This window comes from Thiomicrospira sp. WB1 (assembly GCF_001507535.1).
GTDB lineage: Bacteria > Pseudomonadota > Gammaproteobacteria > Thiomicrospirales > Thiomicrospiraceae > Hydrogenovibrio.
In genome coordinates this window covers 133,162-152,522 of record NZ_LQBN01000001.1, presented here as the reverse complement: position 1 = coordinate 152,522, position 19,361 = coordinate 133,162, and the positions used below count along the sequence as shown (strand labels likewise).

16 protein-coding genes are annotated in these 19,361 nt (G+C 57.6%); 3 read left to right on the top strand and 13 right to left on the bottom strand.

What is annotated here, in order from left to right; all coding sequences use genetic code 11:
* Positions 1–232: 232 nt before the first annotated feature.
* Entirely contained in the window at positions 233–2,158 is a 1,926-nt protein-coding gene (locus AVO41_RS00695) for a PhoX family phosphatase (protein ID WP_068583160.1), read from the top strand.
* A 31-nt stretch (positions 2,159–2,189) separates the two neighbouring features.
* Here AVO41_RS00695 and AVO41_RS00690 read toward each other — a convergent pair whose 3' ends face one another.
* The 4 genes from AVO41_RS00690 to queF all read right to left on the bottom strand — a co-directional run bounded on the left by AVO41_RS00690 (position 2,190) and on the right by queF (position 7,141).
* Positions 2,190–2,846 carry a class I SAM-dependent methyltransferase gene (locus AVO41_RS00690; RefSeq protein WP_068581116.1) on the bottom strand — a complete coding sequence of 219 codons (657 nt, stop codon included), beginning with the start codon at positions 2,844–2,846 and terminating at the stop codon, positions 2,190–2,192.
* A complete protein-coding gene (gene arfB, locus AVO41_RS00685; RefSeq protein ID WP_068581113.1) occupies positions 2,839–3,264 on the bottom strand; it encodes an alternative ribosome rescue aminoacyl-tRNA hydrolase ArfB in 426 nt (141 codons plus the stop codon). The genes AVO41_RS00690 and arfB overlap by 8 nt, the downstream gene beginning before the upstream one ends.
* 27 nt (positions 3,265–3,291) lie before the next feature.
* On the bottom strand, positions 3,292–6,234 hold the full coding sequence (locus tag AVO41_RS00680; RefSeq protein ID WP_068581111.1) for an EAL domain-containing protein: 2,943 nt from the start codon (positions 6,232–6,234) through the stop codon (positions 3,292–3,294).
* A gap of 85 nt (positions 6,235–6,319) precedes the next feature.
* Positions 6,320–7,141, bottom strand: a complete 822-nt coding sequence (queF, locus tag AVO41_RS00675) for an NADPH-dependent 7-cyano-7-deazaguanine reductase QueF (RefSeq protein WP_068581108.1) — start codon at positions 7,139–7,141, stop codon at positions 6,320–6,322.
* Positions 7,142–7,199: 58 nt separating this feature from the next.
* Here queF and AVO41_RS00670 point away from each other — a divergent pair, with 58 nt between their 5' ends.
* The gene (locus AVO41_RS00670) at positions 7,200–7,394 is read left to right on the top strand and encodes a hypothetical protein (protein WP_068581105.1); all 195 of its coding nucleotides are present in this window, start codon (positions 7,200–7,202) and stop codon (positions 7,392–7,394) included.
* A 60-nt stretch (positions 7,395–7,454) separates the two neighbouring features.
* Positions 7,455–7,988 (top strand): invasion associated locus B family protein, encoded by a 534-nt coding sequence (locus tag AVO41_RS00665; protein ID WP_068581102.1) that lies wholly within the window; start codon positions 7,455–7,457, stop codon positions 7,986–7,988.
* Between the two features lie 7 nt (positions 7,989–7,995).
* On the opposite strand, the gene AVO41_RS00660 is transcribed toward AVO41_RS00665, so the two are convergent.
* From AVO41_RS00660 to AVO41_RS00620, 9 genes are all read right to left on the bottom strand, one after another.
* A complete protein-coding gene (locus AVO41_RS00660; protein ID WP_068581100.1) occupies positions 7,996–9,681 on the bottom strand; it encodes an L-lactate permease in 1,686 nt (561 codons plus the stop codon).
* Positions 9,682–9,781: 100 nt separating this feature from the next.
* Positions 9,782–11,404, bottom strand: a complete 1,623-nt coding sequence (locus tag AVO41_RS00655; RefSeq protein ID WP_068581097.1) for a BCCT family transporter — start codon at positions 11,402–11,404, stop codon at positions 9,782–9,784.
* Between the two features lie 68 nt (positions 11,405–11,472).
* Positions 11,473–12,084 carry a YigZ family protein gene (locus AVO41_RS00650; RefSeq protein ID WP_068581094.1) on the bottom strand — a complete coding sequence of 204 codons (612 nt, stop codon included), beginning with the start codon at positions 12,082–12,084 and terminating at the stop codon, positions 11,473–11,475.
* On the bottom strand, positions 12,085–15,177 hold the full coding sequence (locus tag AVO41_RS00645) for an efflux RND transporter permease subunit (RefSeq protein WP_068581090.1): 3,093 nt from the start codon (positions 15,175–15,177) through the stop codon (positions 12,085–12,087).
* Entirely contained in the window at positions 15,174–16,337 is a 1,164-nt protein-coding gene (locus AVO41_RS00640) for an efflux RND transporter periplasmic adaptor subunit (RefSeq protein ID WP_068581082.1), read from the bottom strand. The genes AVO41_RS00645 and AVO41_RS00640 overlap by 4 nt, the downstream gene beginning before the upstream one ends.
* Before the next feature lie 43 nt (positions 16,338–16,380).
* Positions 16,381–17,358 (bottom strand): cation diffusion facilitator family transporter, encoded by a 978-nt coding sequence (locus tag AVO41_RS00635; RefSeq protein WP_235584619.1) that lies wholly within the window; start codon positions 17,356–17,358, stop codon positions 16,381–16,383.
* The gene (locus tag AVO41_RS10725; protein WP_160326759.1) at positions 17,355–17,522 is read right to left on the bottom strand and encodes a hypothetical protein; all 168 of its coding nucleotides are present in this window, start codon (positions 17,520–17,522) and stop codon (positions 17,355–17,357) included. Before AVO41_RS10725 ends, AVO41_RS00635 begins: the two co-directional genes overlap by 4 nt.
* Positions 17,523–17,536: 14 nt before the next feature.
* On the bottom strand, positions 17,537–18,913 hold the full coding sequence (gene mnmE / locus AVO41_RS00625) for a tRNA uridine-5-carboxymethylaminomethyl(34) synthesis GTPase MnmE (protein ID WP_304437698.1): 1,377 nt from the start codon (positions 18,911–18,913) through the stop codon (positions 17,537–17,539).
* A 96-nt stretch (positions 18,914–19,009) separates the two neighbouring features.
* On the bottom strand, positions 19,010–19,351 hold the full coding sequence (locus AVO41_RS00620) for a hypothetical protein (protein WP_068581073.1): 342 nt from the start codon (positions 19,349–19,351) through the stop codon (positions 19,010–19,012).
* Positions 19,352–19,361 lie beyond the last annotated feature (10 nt).

The following is a 19,361-nucleotide window of genomic DNA, read 5'->3' as shown; positions in this document are numbered from 1 at the left end:
ATTATAGCGCGAAGCGCCGGCCTACGTGTTTGGGTTCCTATTTCACTCCAGTCTCTCAGGCGACGGCATGGGCGTTCACAGAAAAAGCCCGTGAATGACTCAGTTGCAAACCGCAAGACCTTCCAAGCCCGCGAGCGCTCGATCACCGTCTCTGACGCACTGTCATGAAAATGTCATGCGCCACTGAGGGATTTTTTTGATAATGCCCAAAAAAACACACAACAGGCCTGCCATGTCAAATAATAAGCCCCATCCGTCTCAGTTTTTTTCCACCTTGAGTTGCGATGAATTCGACGAGTACATTCGTCCCGCTCCCGCCGAAGTCGAATTTGAAACCATCATGGCGAAAGCGGTCACGCGACGAGATTTTTTCAAAGGGTCTGCCATGTTACTGGGAACGGGTCTGTTTGCTCGTTCGGCACTGGCCGAGTCAGCGCCCGAAGGAAAGCCATCTCAAGCGAACACCAGACAGGCGTTTGAATTTGAGCCAGTGGCCGCCAATACGGAGGACACCATTACGCTTCCCCACGGTTATCAGTGGAAAACGCTTTTAAGCTGGGGCGACCCGCTGTGGTCACAAGGAGAGCGCTTTGACCCGGACCGGTTAACGTCTGCACACTCTCAGGCCTTTGCGTTTGGTGACAATAATGATGGCATGGAATCGTTTGTTCATCAGGGCAGGCAACTGCTCGCCATCAACAATGAATACATTAACTTTGCTTCCTTTTATCGCAATCGCCCCAATCACCTGCCGATGGATCAAGACGATGTGATCAAGGCGCAAAAAGCGGTCGGTGTCAGCATCGTTGAAATTGAAGCGAGCGAACAGGGGTGGCAACGGGTCGTGGATTCACCCTTTAATCGTAAAATCACCGCACACACCCCCATCGAAATCACGGGCCCCGCGAGAGGGCACCCGTTAATGAAAACCCAACAGGACCCCAAAGGCATTGAAGCTTATGGCACCTGGGCCAACTGTGGCAGTGGTCGCACGCCCTGGGGCACCTACCTGACCTGCGAAGAAAATTTTAATGGGTTTTATTCCGCCAGCGATCCGCACTGGGTCGTGCCCGATGCCTTGAAACGCTACGGGCTTTCCCACCAGGATCGAGGCTATGCCTGGGGACATTTCGATGAACGGTTTGATCTGGCAAAAAACCCCAATGAACCCAATCGATCCGGCTACGTGGTCGAGATTGATCCCACCCAACCCGATGCAAAGCCCAAAAAACGCACGGCACTGGGCCGATTCAAACACGAAAATGCCGAAGTGACATTGGCCCAAAACGGCCAGATCGTCATCTATTTGGGAGATGATGAAAGGGGAGAGTTCTTGTACCGGTATGTCTCTGACAATGCCTACGAACCCGGTGCGGATACGGATGACCTGATGAACAACGGCACACTGTATGCCGCAAAATTCCATGAAGATGGTTCAGGTGAATGGCGTGCGTTGACCCCCGCGACAACCGGAATGAGTCAGGCGGAAATTTGTATCCATACCCGACAGGCGGCCTCAAGCGTCCATGCGACCACCATGGATCGCCCTGAATGGGTGGCTGTTCACCCGCATCAGCCTCAAGCTTACTGTGCCTTGACCAACAATAAAAACCGAGGGGTAAAGCCCAACCAAGGCGGCGACCCTCAGCCTGTCGGCGGACCCAATCCCCGTGCGGCCAACCAATACGGCCAAATCATCCGCTGGCTGCCTGCCGACCAGGATCATGGCTCAAATCGATTTCACTGGAACCTGTTCGTGATGGCAGGCAACCCAGATGTCTACGAGAAGGGCTTAAACACAGGCTCGCCCAACATTCATTCGGGCAACCTTTTTAACGCCCCGGATGGGTTGCAGTTCGACACCCAGGGCCAACTTTGGATTCAGACCGATGGCAAAACCAGTAATCAGGGAGATTTTGCCGGCATGGGCAACAACCAGATGCTGGTGGCCGACCCCAAAACGGGTGACATCCGTCGTTTTATGGTGGGACCCAAAGGCTGTGAAATCACGGGCCTGACCTGGAGCCATGATAAAAAAACGCTCTTTGTCGGCATTCAACACCCGGGCGAAAAAGGGGGGTCCACCTTTCCGGATGGCCGGCTGGCGCGCTCCAGCGTCGTCGCCCTCTGGCGAACCGACAACCAGCCACTAGGATAAGACTAGGATAAGACTGGGATAAGGTCGCCACTCACCCACGGGTCTTGCAAAAAACAGCCACGTCCTGACATGGGAAATGCTCACCCGTCTGCCAACGCTGGGCCAGCCATTGAAAACTGTTTTCGGCGAAAAAGGTAATGTGCGTGGGGTCATTCGGGTAATGCCACTGGACAAACCGGGCATCGTCCAACACGCGCTTGGTCTGGATCACCAAAAGCCCATCGGGCCGAAGCAACGACCACAGCCGATCCAAAATGGGCAAGGGATGGGCGAGGTGCTCCACCACCTCGGTGCAGGTAATAAAATCATAGGCGTGTTGCCAAACGGTTTCATCGGGTGCATAAAACTTGTCGTAAGCCTGCATGACATACCCCTGCTCCTCGGCCATTTTCACCAACGCTGGGCCAGGGCCGCAACCAAAATCCAGCCCCATGGCCGGGGGCATCACCCGTTTTGTCACTTGCGCCAAACTGCGCGATAAAAAGCGGCGATAACCTGGGTCGTCGGGGTCATTGCAGTGGCGGTCGTATTCGGCTTTTTCCTCGCGCTCCGACAGGCAATGGACGCGAGGCAGGTGAACCATCTGGCAGTGACGGCAACGAAGATATGTCTGAGACCGCCAACGCAAGGGATAAAGATCACGATGCTGACACAAAGGGCAGACCGCTGACAACACCGGGTCATTCATCGCCACGGACCCGTTGTCTTTGTGCTTTTTTCTGACTTTGGTGGCGTTTGTTAGCGAGTCGGCGTCGTTTGGCGCTGCGTTTGGGGCGGGTGGGCACACGCTTTTTGGGACGGACCCATGCCTCGGCCAGCAGGGCCTGTAATCGATCCAATGCCTGCTGGCGGTTGGCCGATTGGGTTCGTTGGCTTTGCGCTTTGATCACCCAGATCCCGTCTTTGGTCAGACGGTGATCGCGCTGGGACAACAATCGGTGCTGAACCCATTCGGGCAGTCCGGAACGTCGGATATCAAAACGCAGTTGCACCGCCGTGGCCACTTTGTTGACATGTTGCCCACCCGGTCCCTGCGCACGAATGGCCTGCCATTCAAGCGATTGTTGGTGAACGTGCAGCCCATTTGAAAACACAAATTCAGACATGGCATGGATCAGTCGCCGACAAAAGGGTCATGCAGACGGTTTGGTTTCGGTGTTGCGGGCGTCAAAGGTGCGCCACCAGTCCGGAAACTCAGCAGGCGGCATGGGCCGGGCAAAACCATAGCCCTGCCCCAGATCACATCCCTGATTCTGCAGGTAATCCGCCTGCGTGGACGTTTCCACCCCCTCGGCAATCACTTCAACGCCCACGGCTTTGCCCACCGCGACCACGGCGTCCACAATGGCCCGATCTTCATTGTTTTCCGGCAGAGATCGTACAAACGACTGGTCAATTTTGAGCTGGTCCAACGGCAGTTTTTTCAGATAACTCAACGAGGAAAAGCCCGTGCCAAAGTCATCCATCGACAACAACACACCCAGTTGTTTAAGTTCATTGAGCACGCGAATCCCTTCCTGTTCGTTCTGCAGCAGGAAGCTCTCGGTCACTTCCAGTTCCAGCACTTCGGGTGGAATCCCCGTCTCGGCCAGCACTTGCGCCACCGAATCCACAAATGCCTGATGCACCAGCTGCACTTTGGACACATTCACCGAAATGCGCGACAGGCGCAACCCCATTTTTGACCAGGCCTGCCACTGCTCACAGGCCTGTTTCAGTATCTGGCGCCCGAGCGGAATGATCAGACCGGTGGATTCACTGATGCCGATGAATTTATTGGGCGCGACCACCCCCATATCCGGGTGTAGCCAGCGTACCAGCGCTTCGGCCCCCATGACCTGATTGGTCTGCAGACAGATTTGCGGCTGAAAGTAGGCCTGCAACTCCTGTTGCTCGATGCCTCGGCGCAATTCTTTTTCGTAGAAAAACAATTCCGACGTCGCTGTGGTCAGCTCCGACGAATGGAAGACATAACCACTGTGTGGCAGCTTTTTGGCCTCAAACAATGCTTCATCAGCCGACTTCATCAAATCGGCGCCCTTTTGACTCTCTTCTTCATTGAGGGCGATCCCGATTTTGATGTCGATGACATGCGCCTGGCCGTCCACTTCAAACGGGGTTTCAAACCCCTTGATCAGTTTTTTGGCCAGCGCGGCGGCCTGATCAGCTTCCTGAATTGGTTCGATCAGCACCAGAAAATTATCCGCGCCCATTCGTGCCACCGCATCTTCGGTGCCGAGCAGGGTTTCCAGGCGTTGCGCGATTTGCACCAGCAAACGATCCCCGTGCTCATAACCCAGGGCATCATTGATCATTTTAAACCGGGCAATGTCGATGATCAGCAGCGCCATTTTGTCCTGCGTGCGCCGGTTTTTTGCCATCACCTGATTCAGACGGTTCTTGAACAGCGTCACATTGGGCAAACCGGTCAGAATGTCGTAGAAAGACAGTCGATTGATTTCTTCTTCGGTCTCTTTCTGTTTGCTTAGATCATTCATTAAACCGACATAGTGCAGGACCTCACCCTCTTTGTCGCGCACAGCATTGATGGTCAGCCATTCCGGGTAGATGGTGCCGTCTTTTTTGCGGTTCCAGATTTCCCCTTCCCAACTGTCGGTATCCTGAAGCGATTGCCACATCTGCGCGTAAAAGCTGCCCGTCTGTTTGCCGGAACTGAGAATCACCGGGTCCAGTCCCAGCACTTCCTCCGACGTGTAACCGGTGATCTGCTCAAACGTCCGGTTGACCAGAACAAAACGGTTATCTTTGTCGGTGACCAGAATTCCCTCCCCGGCGTTATCGAACACCGAGCGCGTCAACTTCTGGAAACGTTCGGACTCCTCCTGCAGAGTCAAATCCGTGATCACGAGCAAGTGTGCCGGTTCGGCATGATAGGTAATGGGTTTATGGTTGAGTTCCACATTGATCGAGGCGCCGGAAGCGGTACACAGGCAGGCAACGGTCACTTCGGGTTTGTGGTGATCAAACGCCGCCAGCCGGGCTCGAAATTCAGCCCGGTCGCTTTGTGGCAACAAGGACAGAAAATCCTTGCCGATCAGGGCCGCCTCATCCATGTCCAGCATTCGACAGGCTTCGTCATTGGCAAAGGTGATCACGTTGTCCTGATAAATCACCACGCCATCATTGGACAGGCTCAGCAAGTCACGATACAGCGTTTCCGCTTCCAGAATACGCTGCTCTTTTTCTTTGATGCTGCGACTGGTCTGATAATAAAAATTCTCTTCGATCTGATGCAATAACTCTGAAAAGCTTATCAGATCGACGAGATTGCCGTTTTCATCTTCCACCCCAATGTGATGAAAATTGTGCGATACCATATACTGGCGCACATAACTCAGACTCTGGGTATGCAGAACCGATTGCAGGGGAAACGAAGCGATGTCACGGGCGTAAACGCCTTCAAACGTCTCGCGTTCGGCAAAGCACCGCAACAGATCCCGCATGGAGACAATGCCGTAGTCGCCCTGATCGGCCACCACCAGCGCGTCCACATCCCAGTTGGCCATGGCTTTTTGTACCCGGCACAAATCGGCGCCGCCTTCAATGTAATGCAAATGACCGTTCAGCAATTCACGAATGGAAATCGCATCCAGAAATCCATCACTGAACTTGGCATTCACCAGATCCGATTCCGACACCACCCCGACGGGGTATTCGGCATGGTCCACCACCAGCAGATGATGAATGTGCTTTTTGTGAAACAGATAGGTGGCCGAGGACACCAGTTCGTCCTGATGAATGCGACACACCGGCGAATTCATCACGGTGCGAATGGGCTCAGACAGAATTTCTGGGTGGGTGATGTCGAGTTTGAGCAGATCGGTGCGGGTCCAGATGCCCACCACATCCTCGTCGTCCGAGACCAGAATCGAGCCGATGTTTTTGCGACTGAGATAGCGTATGACCTGTTTGATTGGGGTGTCCGGCGCACAGGTTTCAATCCCGGCGTGCATAAAGTGCGACACCACCAGGTTGGCATCGGCTGGCGCACTTTGCCCCTCGGCCGCAGAGGCCGCTTGCGAAGACAGGTCGGACGAAGCATTCAGTTCACTCATAAAATGCCATTCTAACGCAGTCAATCCGGCTTGACGACAAAAACCCCAGGGTTTTCGTGCATATCAGAAAACACTGAAACTGCCCTTATTGCCGCACCCAGCGGCGCAAATCAAACTCGGTTTGCCAGTCAGAGCGATAAGGGTTGATGTCGAGCCCGCCGCGGCGCACGTAACGCGCATACACCGTCAGCTTTTCCGGCTGGCAGTGGCGCTTGAGATCGGTAAAGACCCGTTCCACGCACTGCTCATGAAATTCGTTGTGCTCACGAAACGACACCAGATACTTCAACAGCGCGGCACGATCGATTTTGGGGCCCGTGTAGTCGATCACCACACTGCCCCAATCCGGCTGACCGGTCACCAGACAGTTGGATTTCAACAGATGGCTGTAAAGGGTCTCACCCACCCGAGTCGAATCATCGGCCTTGAGCAAATCCGGCGTCACCTGATAACGCTCGATCGTCACCGATTCGTCATCCAGACAAATGCCCTCTGGTCCGCCAATCAGCGTCTGCGGTTCGGACACCGATTGAACGTTGATCCCCACCGGAGCACCGGCGGCGTCCGATAAATCCTGCTGCCACAGCGATGTGACGGCCTGCTCCGATTCAAAGCGGGTGCCATTGAACGAATTCAGATAGAGTTTGAACGACTTGGATTCAATCAGATTGGGCGACGACGCCGGAATCTCGAAACGCACCAGACGAACCTGCGGCTTACCCTGCGCATCCAACCAGGACACCTCAAACGCCTGCCAGACATCCACACCGGAAAATGGCAATGCCTCGGCCTGAATGCCGAGTTCATCCCGCTTTTCCGAACGGGGAATCGGAAACAGCAAAGACGGGTCATACTGGTTACAATAACGGGTCGTGCGACCCAACTGACTGTGTTCGGCCCTTGTCATACGGGTGTCATCTCACACGGGTACAAAAGATGCATTATAACATTCGGAGGCCTTAACCATGTTAAGCATACTGATCGGCGGCATGATCGTGACCGCCCTGGCGCTGGCGTTGCTCTGGGGTGGGTTCTGGGTGCTGCGACAATGGCCGGCCTTTGAAGCGCTCAATTCGCGCCAGGCCAACAAACGCATGCTGCAACTGACCCTGATTCTGTATTTTACCGGTGTCATCGGCACGGTTTACCTGATGGCCTGATTGGCCAGGCCCGGTTGCCATCAGCTAGAATAAAGTTTTGAGACCTTGCGGAGACTTGTTATGACTCGATTGCTTCACCCCCTGCTGTTTTCACTGGGACTGATGTTGGTTCATCCTGCCTGGTCACAAAACCCACTGCCAGCTTCAAACGCTGGAAATCAAGGCAACCCGCCGCAGAGTCAGCAGCATGGCGACTGGCTGGAAGTCTGTGTGCAGCAAAACGGACAGACTCGTTGCCAGGCGCAACAGACGCTGCAGCGCAAAACACAACAGGGCGCCATGCGCATGCTGCAAGTGACCGTCAGTCAGGACGCCCAGGGCAATCTGGGACTGCAACTGATCACGCCTCTCGGGGTCAACGTCGCCAGCGGCTTGCTGCTCAAGGTCGATGAAGGCAAGGAATATCAGATTCCTTTTTTAACCTGTCTGCAGGACGGCTGTCTGGGCATTCACAAACTCGATGCCGCCTTGCTTGGCGCCATGAAAGCAGGCAACACCGCCAAAGTCGCCTTTCGCCCCTTCAACCAGAAAAAGCCATTGGTGATCAATGTCTCACTAAAAGGGTTTACTGCCGCCATTCAGAAGGTGGAATGACCCTCAATCAGACGGGCAACCATTGCATCAGCCCCCAGGCCACCGCGCCGACGGCGGTGGCATAAAACAGCATCGGCCCCAGGGTGTAGCGGATAATCTGCCCCTCTTTTCCAGCAAGATTCACCACGGAAGCGGCGGCCACCACATTGACCACGCAAATCATGTTCCCCGCATTGGCCCCAAGCATCTGCAGCGCCAGAATCCAGTGACTGGGCATCGACAGCGCCTCGGCGGTCGAGGCCTGAAGCTGGGAGAACATCATATTGGAAAAGGTGGCCGAACCGGCAACAAAACTGCCCAGTGCGCCCACAAAAGGAGCCGCCAAAGGCCATTGCCCGGCAAACGTCTCCGCCGCCAACTGCGCCAGTGCCAGCGGCATGCTCGCCAGCTCGGCGGCATTCTCGCCCGAATTCAAAAAGATGCGCACCATCGGCACCGACGCGGCCAATGCGATCACCGTCGGCACCAGCACCCTGAACGAACGTCCCCAGGCCAAACCGATCTGTCGGGCCGGCACCCGGTGCAGCGCCCAGGTCAGCAACGCAATCACCACAAACACGCTGCCGGGCAGATACAAAGGCGCCAGACTGGCGGAAATTTCCGTGCCCAACAAGCGAGGAAATTGCCATTCCACCCCCTGTAGCCAGTCTTTGAGCGGCAAGACCTCCAGACGCGTCAGCACCAACACCGCCGCCACCAGCACATACGGCATCCAAGCCTGCCACAAAGGCAGGCAATGGTGACGTACCGGCTCCACCGCCAGGCACGACAGCGCCGGGGTTTTCTCACACCCTTGAATTTTGACCAGGCCTGGTGTGGGTTTGTGAAGGCTTTGCGCCGTCTGTGGGGTATCGGAGGCAAAGCCCCACACCGTTTTTGGCGTCAGAAAATGATGGCGGGCGGCGGTCACCGTGATGACCAGCCCGATCAGACCGCCCAGAATCGCCGGAAACTCTGGCCCCAGCAACCAGGCAACCCCGAGGGCAGGCAAGGTAAAGGAAAAGCCGCCCAGCAACGCAAATTTCCACGCGCCCAGCCCTTCACGCCAGCTTCTGTTTTCGCCGAAAAAGCGCGTCAGCAACATCACCATCAGCAACGGCAAGAAACTCGCCACCATCACATCAATCAGACTGGCCGTGACGGCGACCTCCATCATTTGTTGGTAGGTGATGCCCTCGACCCCTTCACCGATGCCAACGATCACCGGCGTGCCCACGGCGCCATAAGACACGGCCGCGCTGTCTGCGATCAGCGCCAGCGTCACCGCCGCCAGCGCCGGAAACCCGAGCGCCATCAACAATGGCGCGACAATGGCGGCCGGGGTCCCGAAACCACTGGCCCCTTCCAGAAAGGCGACAAACAGCCAGCCCACAATCACCGTCTGCACCCGGCGATCGGGCGAAATACCGCTGAACCCCTGACGAATGGTGTCCACGGCCCCGCTGACTTTGAGCGTGTTGAGCAACACAATCGCGCCAAAGACAATGATCAGAATCGCCGCGCCGATGACCCAGCCTTCCAGCACCGAGGCGGCAATGTAATCGACCGGCATGCCCCAGACCTGCCAGGCCAGTGCCGCCACCAGCAGCAGACTCAACGGCATGGCGCGGCTGGCCGGCAAGCGCAACATCACCAGAAACACGAGCACCGCCAGCACCGGCATGGCCGCAGTCAATCCTTGCATCAGTGTCATGCGTGCCTCCTGTATTTCCTCAGGGCCGTAAACGTCCGCTTTATCTTAGCATTGACGCGCCGTGATCAGAGTGACGCTTGCATGACACCCTTCTGATCGATTAATTCGTTGTACTTGTGGCGCTGTCATCACGCGGGTCGTCCGTCGTCTCGGCCACGATCCAAGGTTCGGCCGGCGCGGTGGTGCGCTCACCGGCACGAGCCGAGTAGCGCTCTTCATCCAGTGCCTTGACCAGCCCCACAATCATCATCACCACGATGATGGAAAACGGCACCGCAGCGGCGATGACCGCCGACTGAAGCGTCTGCAGCCCGCCCAACACCAGCAGGGTCGCGGTCAAGCCGCCGAGAAAAATGCCCCAAATGATACGGTGTAGAGTTGGCGGGTTACTGTCCCCGCCTGAGAGGATGGTGTTGACCACCAGTGTCCCGGCATTGGCCGAGGTAATCAGAAAGGTGCCGATCAGGACAATCAGCAGCCCGGACACCACCGTCCCGAGCAGGCCGAGATCCAGCCGGTCGATGGTGACATACAAAGCGGTGGACACATTGTTCTCCACGGCCGCGACCACGCCCCCGCCGCCAAACAGCTCATGAAACAGGGCGGTGCCACCAAACAGTCCGATCCAGACAATCGTGATCAAGGTCGGCACCAGCAACACCCCCATGACAAATTCACGAAAGGTGCGCCCGCGCGAAATCCGCGCGATAAACATGCCCACAAACGGCGACCAGGCCAGCCACCAGCCCCAGAAAAACACCGTCCAGTCCGCCTGCCATTCGGTCTGATGGGTCACATTGGTATGAAAGGTCATGCGCAGTAGATTTTGGATGTAGTCCCCCGTGGCTTCAATGGTCAGGCCGATCAGGTATTGGGTCGGACCCAGCGTCAGAATAAACACCACCGCGGCAATGCTGAGCCAGAAGTTCATTTCCGAAAGCAGGCGCACGCCTTTTGACACCCCCGAGACAATCGACACCGTGGCAATGGTCATGATCACACCGATCACAATCAGCTGCAACTGGGTGGTGGTGGGCCAACCAAAGACCGATTCCAGCCCGGCGTTCATCTGCTGCACCCCCAGCCCCAGCGTGGTGGCAATCCCAAAAATGGTGGCAAACACCGCGAGCAGATCCACCAGATCGCCCCAGCGACCGTGCACCCGCTCTTTCAAAATCGGATACAAAACCGAGCGGACGGTCAGCGGCAGGTCATGCCGAAACGCAAAATACCCCATCGCCAGCGCCACAAACGAGAAAATCGCCCAGCCATTGATCCCCCAGTGAAAAAACGTCAGACGCAAGGCCACCACCGCCGCATCCGCATCCGTGGCCGCCACATCGATGAACGGGTTGTCCCGAAACTGCAGAATCGGTTGCGCCACCGACCAGAACAGAATGCCCACCCCGGTCCCAGCGGCAAACAGCATGCTGACCCAGGAAAAAAAGGTGAACTCCGGCTTCTCAAAATCACGCCCGAGGCGCACATTTTTAAAACGGCCAATGCCCAGCCAGACCATAAAAAACAGCAGAAACGCCACCAGCACCACGTAATACCATTCGAGCAGCGGGTTGAGCCACTGACGCAACGCCGAAATCAACAGCGCCGATTCATCGGTATAGACACTGCCGGCCATCACCGACAGCACCACCAGTGTCAAAGCACTGAGGGTCAGTAATGGGTTCATGCCTTTGAAAAAACCGGACGTTGCCTGATTGTACATGCCTGCTCCTTGCATCCTTATCATCTAATTCAATTGTCTTCGTTCAAACACACCAGGCCTGGTGGTTTTTAGGCCTCCTGCGGGCGCTTCCAGCTTTCAATACTGGCCTGAGCCTCGAGCATGGCCTGGAATTCAGGCCACTGGGCTTCGGGCCAGTAAAGGGTCACACAGACTTTTTGCCCGTAATCGACCGCGGCTACCTCGGCATCAAACAGCGCAGCCTGGTGACGCAGCCACTGCTCACAGGCAAAATCTCCGGTCACCTGCACCGCCAGCCGCGCAATCTTTTCGATCACCGGCAAGGTTTCCATCACCGCCTGCGCCGATTGGGCGTAGGCGCGAGTTAACCCCCCGGCGCCCAATTTCACGCCGCCAAAATAACGCACCACCACCACCAGCACATCGCCCACGTCCTTGTGACTGAGCACATTCAAAATCGGCTTGCCCGCCGTGCCGGAGGGTTCGCCGTCGTCGTCCATGCCCGCATTGTAAGGACAGGCCGGGTCACCCAGCTGATAGGCCCAGCAATGATGACGCGCATCCGGGTAAGCTGCCTTATAGTCGGCCACAATCGCCATGGCTTGCTCACGTGATTCAACCGGATGCGCAAACGCCAGAAACCGGCTCTTTTTGACCTCAATCTCGGCCTCATGGGGCCGCGCTGGCACCGCATACCCCATCTACGCCACCCTGACCCGAAACCAGAGCGCATACAGCGCCGGCAAAAACACGAGGGTCAGCACGGTGCCCACGCCGATCCCACCGATCAGGACATAGGCCATCGGCCCCCAGAAAGTGGACGTGGTCAAAGGGATAAACGCCAGCATGGCCGCCAGCGCCGTCAGAATCACTGGCCGGGCCCGACGAACCGTGGCATCCACCAGGGCTTCGCTCAACGCCATGCCCTGACGGCGATTGTCGTCAATCTGTCCGGTCAAAATCAAGGTGTTACGCATCAAAATGCCCCCCAACCCGATCAGCCCCAGATTGGCGACAAAGCCAAACGGCTGATCAAACAGCAGCATCGCCGCCACCGCGCCGATCAGGCCCAGCGGCGCCGTGACCAACACCATAAACAACGTACTGATCGACTTGACCAGCAGCATGATTAACAAGGAGATCACCAGCAGCATCAACGGCATCATCACCTGGATCGAGCTTTGTGCCTTGGACGACTCCTCCACCGACCCGGCCACTTCGACCCGGACATTGTGAGGCAGGTCACTGAGGACCGGCGCAAACGCCTGCATCAACGTCTCTGTGGCCACCGGCGGCTGCATGCCGGCAACGATCTGGGCATTGACCTGCAACACCGGTTCGCGATTGCGCCGCTCCATCCAGGGCAGTCCATGCGCCCAGCGCAGTTCGGCCAAATGCGACAGCGGCACCGTTGGCGTTGCGGCCGTGTCTGATGCTGGCAGACGAATGGGCAAATCCGCCAGGCGTGAAGGATCGGTGCGTGCAGACTCATCGGCACGCACCTTGATCGCCAGCGTGCGCCGATCGCGTTTGATTTCAGTCGCCACCGCCCCCTGCAGAGCCGCCGCCAATTGCGCCTTGACGGCCTGCTGCGTCAATCCCAGACGCGCCAGACGATCAGCGTTGAAGTCCAGCTCAAGCACCGGGGCCTGTTCGCCCCACTGGATGTGCGGGTCACGGGTAAACGCCTGTTCGGCCATAATCGTGCGCAAACGCTGCGCCACCGGGCGCAACTGATCCAGCTCCGGCCCCATCACACGAAAACTCACAGGCCACTGCACCGGCGGACCAAACAATAACGGATGCACGCGGACTCTGGCCTCACTGAATTCGCCGGCATCAATCCGAGCCTGCAGCTTGTCACGCAAGGCCACGCGGGCTTCTTTGTCGTGCGTCACCGCAATGATCTTGGCAAACGCCGGATTGGGCAACTCCGGATTCAGAGCCAGAAAGAAGCGCGGCGCGCCCTGCCCCACATAGGCCGACAGGGATTCGACCTCATCGTAGTCTTTGATCACCGTTTCCAGCTCGCGGACCACCGCATCGGTGGCCCGGATCGACGAGCCTTTGGGCAGATACACATCCACCATCAGCTCCGGTCGATCCGAGCTGGGGAAAAACTGTTTTTCCACCTGGGTGGCCATGCCCACCACCGAAAGCCCAAACACGCCGATGGTGGTCGCCACCACGGTTTTTCGACGACGCACACAACCTTTGATCAGTGAGCGCAAGCGTTGGTAAAACCGGGTCTGATAAGGGTCATCACCCGAGCCGGTGGCATGCGCAGGCGTCACCTTGAGCAGCTTTACCCCCAGATAGGGGATGAAATACACCGCCACCAGCCAGGACGCAATCAAAGTGGTGCCCAGCACCCAGAAAATGCCACCGGCGTAATCACCCACGCGCGATTGCGCCAGCCCGATGGGCAGAAACCCCACCACCGTCACTAGGGTGCCCACCAGCATCGGGGCCGCGGTCACCTGCCAGGCAAACGCCGCGGCTCTGGCTTTGTCGAGCCCCTCTTTCATTTTGACCAGCATCATTTCAATCGCAATGATGGCATCGTCCACCAGCAACCCCAGCGAAATGATCAGCGCACCCAATGTGATCCGATCCAGATTAAAGCCTTCGACCACCATGAACACAAACGTCAGCGCCAACGTCAACGGCACCGCCAATGCCACCACCACTCCGGCGCGCAGCCCCAGTGTGGCCAGGCTCACCAGCCACACCACCAGCAGCGCGGTCATGAATTTGAGTTCAAACGTCGAGACCGCGCGTTTGATCGCATCGGCCTGATTCGTCACTTTGTCCAGTTGCATCCCCACCGGCAAATCCTGATGCAGCGTGGTTTCAAATGCTTTCAGACGCTCTTCCAGCGTCAGGCCATTGGTCTGATCCTGCATGACCACGCCCAGCATCAGGGCCCGCTCACCCTGGTTGCGCACCAGAAAGGTCGGGGGATCCTGCACCCCGGCGTACACCTCGGCCACGTCACCCAGTCGCAGGCTCTGTTCACCGATTTGCAATGGCAGTTTCGCCAGGCCCCGGGCGTCGGGTTCGGTGCCTTGGCCGTTTAAACGCGAACGCAGATACAGCCGCGGCCCCTGAGTGTCACTGAAACCGCCGGCGGTCACCGAAAACTGGGCCTGCAGGGCCTGTCGAATTTGAGCCGGGCTAAGCTGACGCTGACTGAGCGCGGTTAAATCCAGATCCACCCAGAGTCGCGAGGCCTGTTCACCGATCAGATCCACTTTTTTAACGCCTTGAATCCGACTGAGTTGGACCTGCAGATGATCGGCGGTGTCGAGCATCGCCGATTGCGACAGGCCGGGGGCGGTCAGCGCATACAGACTGAAGTAGACGTCCTCAAAATCATCATTAAACACCGGCCCCTGCACGCCCTGCGGTAACGCTGGGGCCACATCGGTCAGTCGTTTTCGTACCTGATAATACAGATCCTGAGTCAACCCGCCGGGCGTGTGGTCGGCAAAGGTAATGAGGAGATTGACGGCACCGGGCTGGGCTTTGGTTTCCACCCGGTCCATATAACGGATTTTCATCAATTCGCGGGTCAGCGGGTCCGCCACCTGGCCCTGCATCTGCTCGGCGCTGGCACCGGGCCAGCTGGCACTGACCACCATGGTATTGACATCAAAACTGGGGTCTTCGGCACGGCCCATGTTCATAAACGCCCACAAACCGGCCAGCGCCACCACCACCAGAAAATACAGGCTTAACGCCGGGTGTGTCACCGCATAGGCAGACAGGTTGAAACGCTGCTTGGAACTCAAGGCGCCAGCCTCCGTACCGTTTGTCCGGCATGGAGTCGATGCGCCCCGAACGCCACCAACTCATCCCCCGCCATCAGATCAGCATCAGAGGGCGTCTCAATCCAGGCCCATTGATGATTGATTGACACCACTGTGACGGGTAACGCCACCAAACGATACCCGGTATCAACGGTCTCATCGGCGAGCAGGCGCCACACTGTGGCACCCGACCCGCGTCGCAACACCGCACTCACGGGCACGCGCCAAGCGCTGGGCGTGTCCGCTTCTGACAAGGTCACCGTCTCGCCCCAATGGGCCTGTTTTAACCAGGCCTGGTGATTTTGGTGATCGGCCAGACCATACCAGGCGGGCCAGGTCCGGCTCTGAGCGTCGGCTTGATCGCCCATACGTTTCAGGGAAAGCGAAAACGAGGCTGACGCCAAAGAGAGCGCCAGTTGCGCGGGGGGGTTGGCTCGCATAGACCGAGGCAGTGCCACCTTGACCTCGGTGGGCTGCACACTGGCCAGACGCAGCACCGGTTGGCCGGCACGAACGACCTCGCCTTTTTCCGCCAAAAGACTCGTGATCTCAACCGGCCCCGCCAAGGCCTCGGGCACACGTAAAGAAGTGTAATCAATCTGATGCTGGGTTTGAGCCGCCTGGCGCTGTTGCGCTTTCAAGCGGGCGTTGAGGACATTGAGGTGATTTTTTGCCTGATCCAGCGATTGCTCCGAAGTCAGATTCTTTTGAAAGAGGCGCTGCAGACGGGCCAGTTCGGCACGGGCATTGACGATTTCAGAACGGGTCGCCTGCATGTCCGCCTGCAAGGTATCCCGTGTCAGCTGATAGTCAGTGGGGTCAAGCCGCATCAGCACCGCCCCCGGCTCACGTCGGTCCCCCACGTCCACCCCGCGCTCGATCAGCTTACCGCCGACGCGAAAACTCAGTGCACTGGCAAAGCGCGGCTCAATCGTGCCCTGCAGGGTTCGGCCCGGCAGGGGAGCCCGCTCAAGTGCAAACGCCTGCACCACCGGCGGCGGCTCGGCTTGTGAGGCCGCATCCGAATCCGCAGGCGTACAGCCGCTCAGGCCACCCATCAACCCAGCCAAAAGCCAGCCCATCAGATGCACCGGGCGCCAACGGATTGGCCTCATCGCTGCTTCCTGTCGTTGATGATCCATTGTGACTCCTTTGTTCCGAGCGCGAGCCGATCTGACAAGAACGCTAGGCCAGCCACTCGCTTTGCTGGGTAAACACCACATCCAGTGAAAAATAATCCAATTCCCGGGCCAACGCCTGATACACCCGGGCGCGGGCCGCATCCTGCTGACTCAGCGTCACGTCGGTCTGCGCGGGCAGCAACACATACGCCTGCACATACACCATGCGCCCCATCTGCAGATAACGCATTTTCACGTCTTGTGGCGTCACCGGTTGCCCCGCCTGATCGGCCAGCCCGCTCAGTGCGCTGACAATGCGCTGCTTCAGCAGGCGCCCTTTCTCACTGTTGCCGCTGCGACGCACAATCTGCAAGCCGTTATCCTTGAGGATTTTCAATGGCATCGGCAGAATGACCAGAATCAGAATCACCACCACCACCGGATCCGTGTAGGGCAGCCAACTGTACCAACCCAACTGCTCCAGCCAGATCGCCAGCGCAAACGACAGTCCCACCGCAATCGACAGCCAGCCCCCAATCAGCCAGCCCTTCAGGTCCACATCAATCAGTGATGACTGAGCGTGGCGATTCAAACGGTGCAGATACCAGGCCAGACCGAAATTAATCAGGGAGGCCAACACCGAATAAAACACCGCCGTGTGCGCATCGATCATTCGCCCGCCGGTAAACAGAGCCTTAACCGACATATAAAAGGCAACCAGAATCACCCCCAAAATCAGGATGCCCTTGATGAAGTTGAGCACCGGCTCAAACACGGCATAGCCCATGAGGTGATGACTCGAATCCGGCTGGCGCGTCTGGCGGGCAAACAGCGACACCACCCGCAAGGTCAACAGCGCCGCCACCAGATCAATGAACGGATAGACCGCGTCCATCAGAATGGCATGGGAATAGGTGGCATAAAAGAACACAAACCCGAGAATCGCCATCAGGGCATCCCCGATCATCACCAGTTTGATCCCGGTTTTTTCCAGCTTCAGGCGGTCTGGCACGCTCAACTCGGACGGTTTGGCCTGTTTCAATGCTCTGCTCCCGTATGTGCCCGTTTTTGCAAACGATAGCGAGGCGAATGGGCGTGCACGTCTTCCCAGCCCTCATCCGAAATCGGGTCCGACTCATCCTCCACTGGCCGCGGACGCGAATCAAGCACCCATTCATAGCCGAACCAGCCAACAATCCAATTCATGATCCGTAACATTGCTATTTCCCGATACAGAAGGATGAAAAAATCCGACCCAGCAGATCGTCGGAGGTGAATTCGCCGGTGATCGACGACAGTGCCTGTTGGGCCTGACGCAGATCTTCCGCCAGCAGCTCACCGGCGGCAAACTCATGCAACTGCACCGCTCCCGACGCCACGAATTGCTGCGCCACTTCCAGCGCCTGAATGTGGCGTTCGCGGGCCATGACCACGCCTTCCCCGGTTTGCACCAATCCCATGCGCTCTTTCAGATGCCGGGTCAGCAGGCCCAGCCCGGCGCCGTGTTTGGCCGACAGCCAAATCTGGGTTTCCACCCCGCTTTTTGCCTGCTCCGCGGCGTCATTTTTGACCAGGCCTGGTGTTTTTTCAATCAGATCGATTTTATTGTGAATCAGGGTCACAGGAATACCCTCCGGCAGGCGGTCAAGGATGCGGCGGTCAGATTCGTCCATGCTCTCCCCCGCCTGCACCATCACCAACACGTGATCGGCTTGATCCAGCGCGGCCCAGGCACGCTCGATGCCGATTTTTTCCACCGCATCAGTGGCCTCGCGCAAACCGGCGGTATCCAGCACATGCAAGGGCAATCCATCGATGACAATTTCTTCTTTCACAATGTCGCGGGTGGTTCCGGCAATGTCGGTCACAATCGCCGATTCGCGGCCTGACAGGGCATTGAGCAAACTGGATTTGCCCGCATTGGGCCGCCCCAGAATCACCACAGACAAACCGTCGCGCAGCATGGCCCCCTGGCGCGAACGGGCCAGCACGCTGTCGAGCTGCTGGGCAATCGCGTCCAAGTCAGCCGCCACCTTACCGTCGCTGAGAAAGTCGATTTCCTCATCGGGAAAGTCAATCGCCGCTTCCACATAAATCCGCAGAGCGATCAGCGCTTCCACCAGGGCATGGATTTCGTCGGAGAAGGCCCCCTGAAGCGAACGCAGTGCTGAACGCGCAGCCTGGTCGGAGCTGGCTTCAATCAAATCGGCAATGGCTTCGGCCTGAGCCAGATCCAACTTGTCATTGAGAAACGCCTGTTGAGAAAATTCACCCGGCTCAGCCAGTCGCGCGCCCAGCGCCACGGCACGGTTGAGCAACCACTGCATCACCACCGGGCCACCGTGGCCCTGAAATTCGACCACGTCTTCGCCAGTGAACGAATGCGGCCCCTTGAAAAACAGGGCAATGCCTTCATCCAGCACTGCCCCGTCTTCGCCGTAAAAAGGGCCGTAATGCGCATAACGTGGGGCCGGACAGGTGCCCAGCATGGCCTCGGCGATGGCCCGGCTCTTGGGGCCTGACACACGCACAATCCCAACGCCGCCCCGACCCGGTGGCGTGGCCAGCGCAACGATGGTTTCGCTGTGCGCGGACAACAACGGATCAGTCATGACAACCGCCCATGACGGCGATCATAGAGACAAAAAACGCCCGTAATGGGCGTTGAGAAAACAGGCGCCGGCGCACAACCACTACTCGGCCAGCACTTGATAGGTTTTAACGGCCAGATCCGAGACAAATGGCCGCTCGCTCAAAGCCGTACGGGCTTTGTCCAGCTTCTTTTTCGAGGTGAAGGTCATTTCTTCTGCCTCGTCATTGATTTTGAACGACAAGACGAACAGATCACGGGTGGCCACCGAAGCCGAGGAGGACGCGTCGGATGTCGTCTGCGCAGCCGGCTGAGCACCGGTTTCCAGCGGCAGGTACTGCTCGCCGACTTTGTAGCACAGCGGGGTGGTGCCATCGGCGACAATGAAGTCAACCCGTCCGAACATCGGATGGTCTTTTCCAGGTTTTTCGTAGGTCAGCTGCATCACAGATCCT

Excerpts from the sequence above, each read along its gene's own strand:
- AVO41_RS00695 (WP_068583160.1), top strand. The coding sequence starts at position 233 with ATGTCAAATAATAAGCCCCATCCGTCTCAGTTTTTTTCCACCTTGAGT.
- AVO41_RS00690 (WP_068581116.1), bottom strand. The coding sequence starts at position 2,846 with ATGAATGACCCGGTGTTGTCAGCGGTCTGCCCTTTGTGTCAGCATCGT.
- arfB (WP_068581113.1), bottom strand. The coding sequence starts at position 3,264 with ATGTCTGAATTTGTGTTTTCAAATGGGCTGCACGTTCACCAACAATCG.
- AVO41_RS00680 (WP_068581111.1), bottom strand. The coding sequence starts at position 6,234 with ATGAGTGAACTGAATGCTTCGTCCGACCTGTCTTCGCAAGCGGCCTCT.
- queF (WP_068581108.1), bottom strand. The coding sequence starts at position 7,141 with ATGACAAGGGCCGAACACAGTCAGTTGGGTCGCACGACCCGTTATTGT.
- AVO41_RS00670 (WP_068581105.1), top strand. The coding sequence starts at position 7,200 with ATGTTAAGCATACTGATCGGCGGCATGATCGTGACCGCCCTGGCGCTG.
- AVO41_RS00665 (WP_068581102.1), top strand. The coding sequence starts at position 7,455 with ATGACTCGATTGCTTCACCCCCTGCTGTTTTCACTGGGACTGATGTTG.
- AVO41_RS00660 (WP_068581100.1), bottom strand. The coding sequence starts at position 9,681 with ATGACACTGATGCAAGGATTGACTGCGGCCATGCCGGTGCTGGCGGTG.
- AVO41_RS00655 (WP_068581097.1), bottom strand. The coding sequence starts at position 11,404 with ATGTACAATCAGGCAACGTCCGGTTTTTTCAAAGGCATGAACCCATTA.
- AVO41_RS00650 (WP_068581094.1), bottom strand. The coding sequence starts at position 12,084 with ATGGGGTATGCGGTGCCAGCGCGGCCCCATGAGGCCGAGATTGAGGTC.
- AVO41_RS00640 (WP_068581082.1), bottom strand. The coding sequence starts at position 16,337 with ATGGATCATCAACGACAGGAAGCAGCGATGAGGCCAATCCGTTGGCGC.
- AVO41_RS10725 (WP_160326759.1), bottom strand. The coding sequence starts at position 17,522 with ATGAATTGGATTGTTGGCTGGTTCGGCTATGAATGGGTGCTTGATTCG.
- AVO41_RS00620 (WP_068581073.1), bottom strand. The coding sequence starts at position 19,351 with ATGCAGCTGACCTACGAAAAACCTGGAAAAGACCATCCGATGTTCGGA.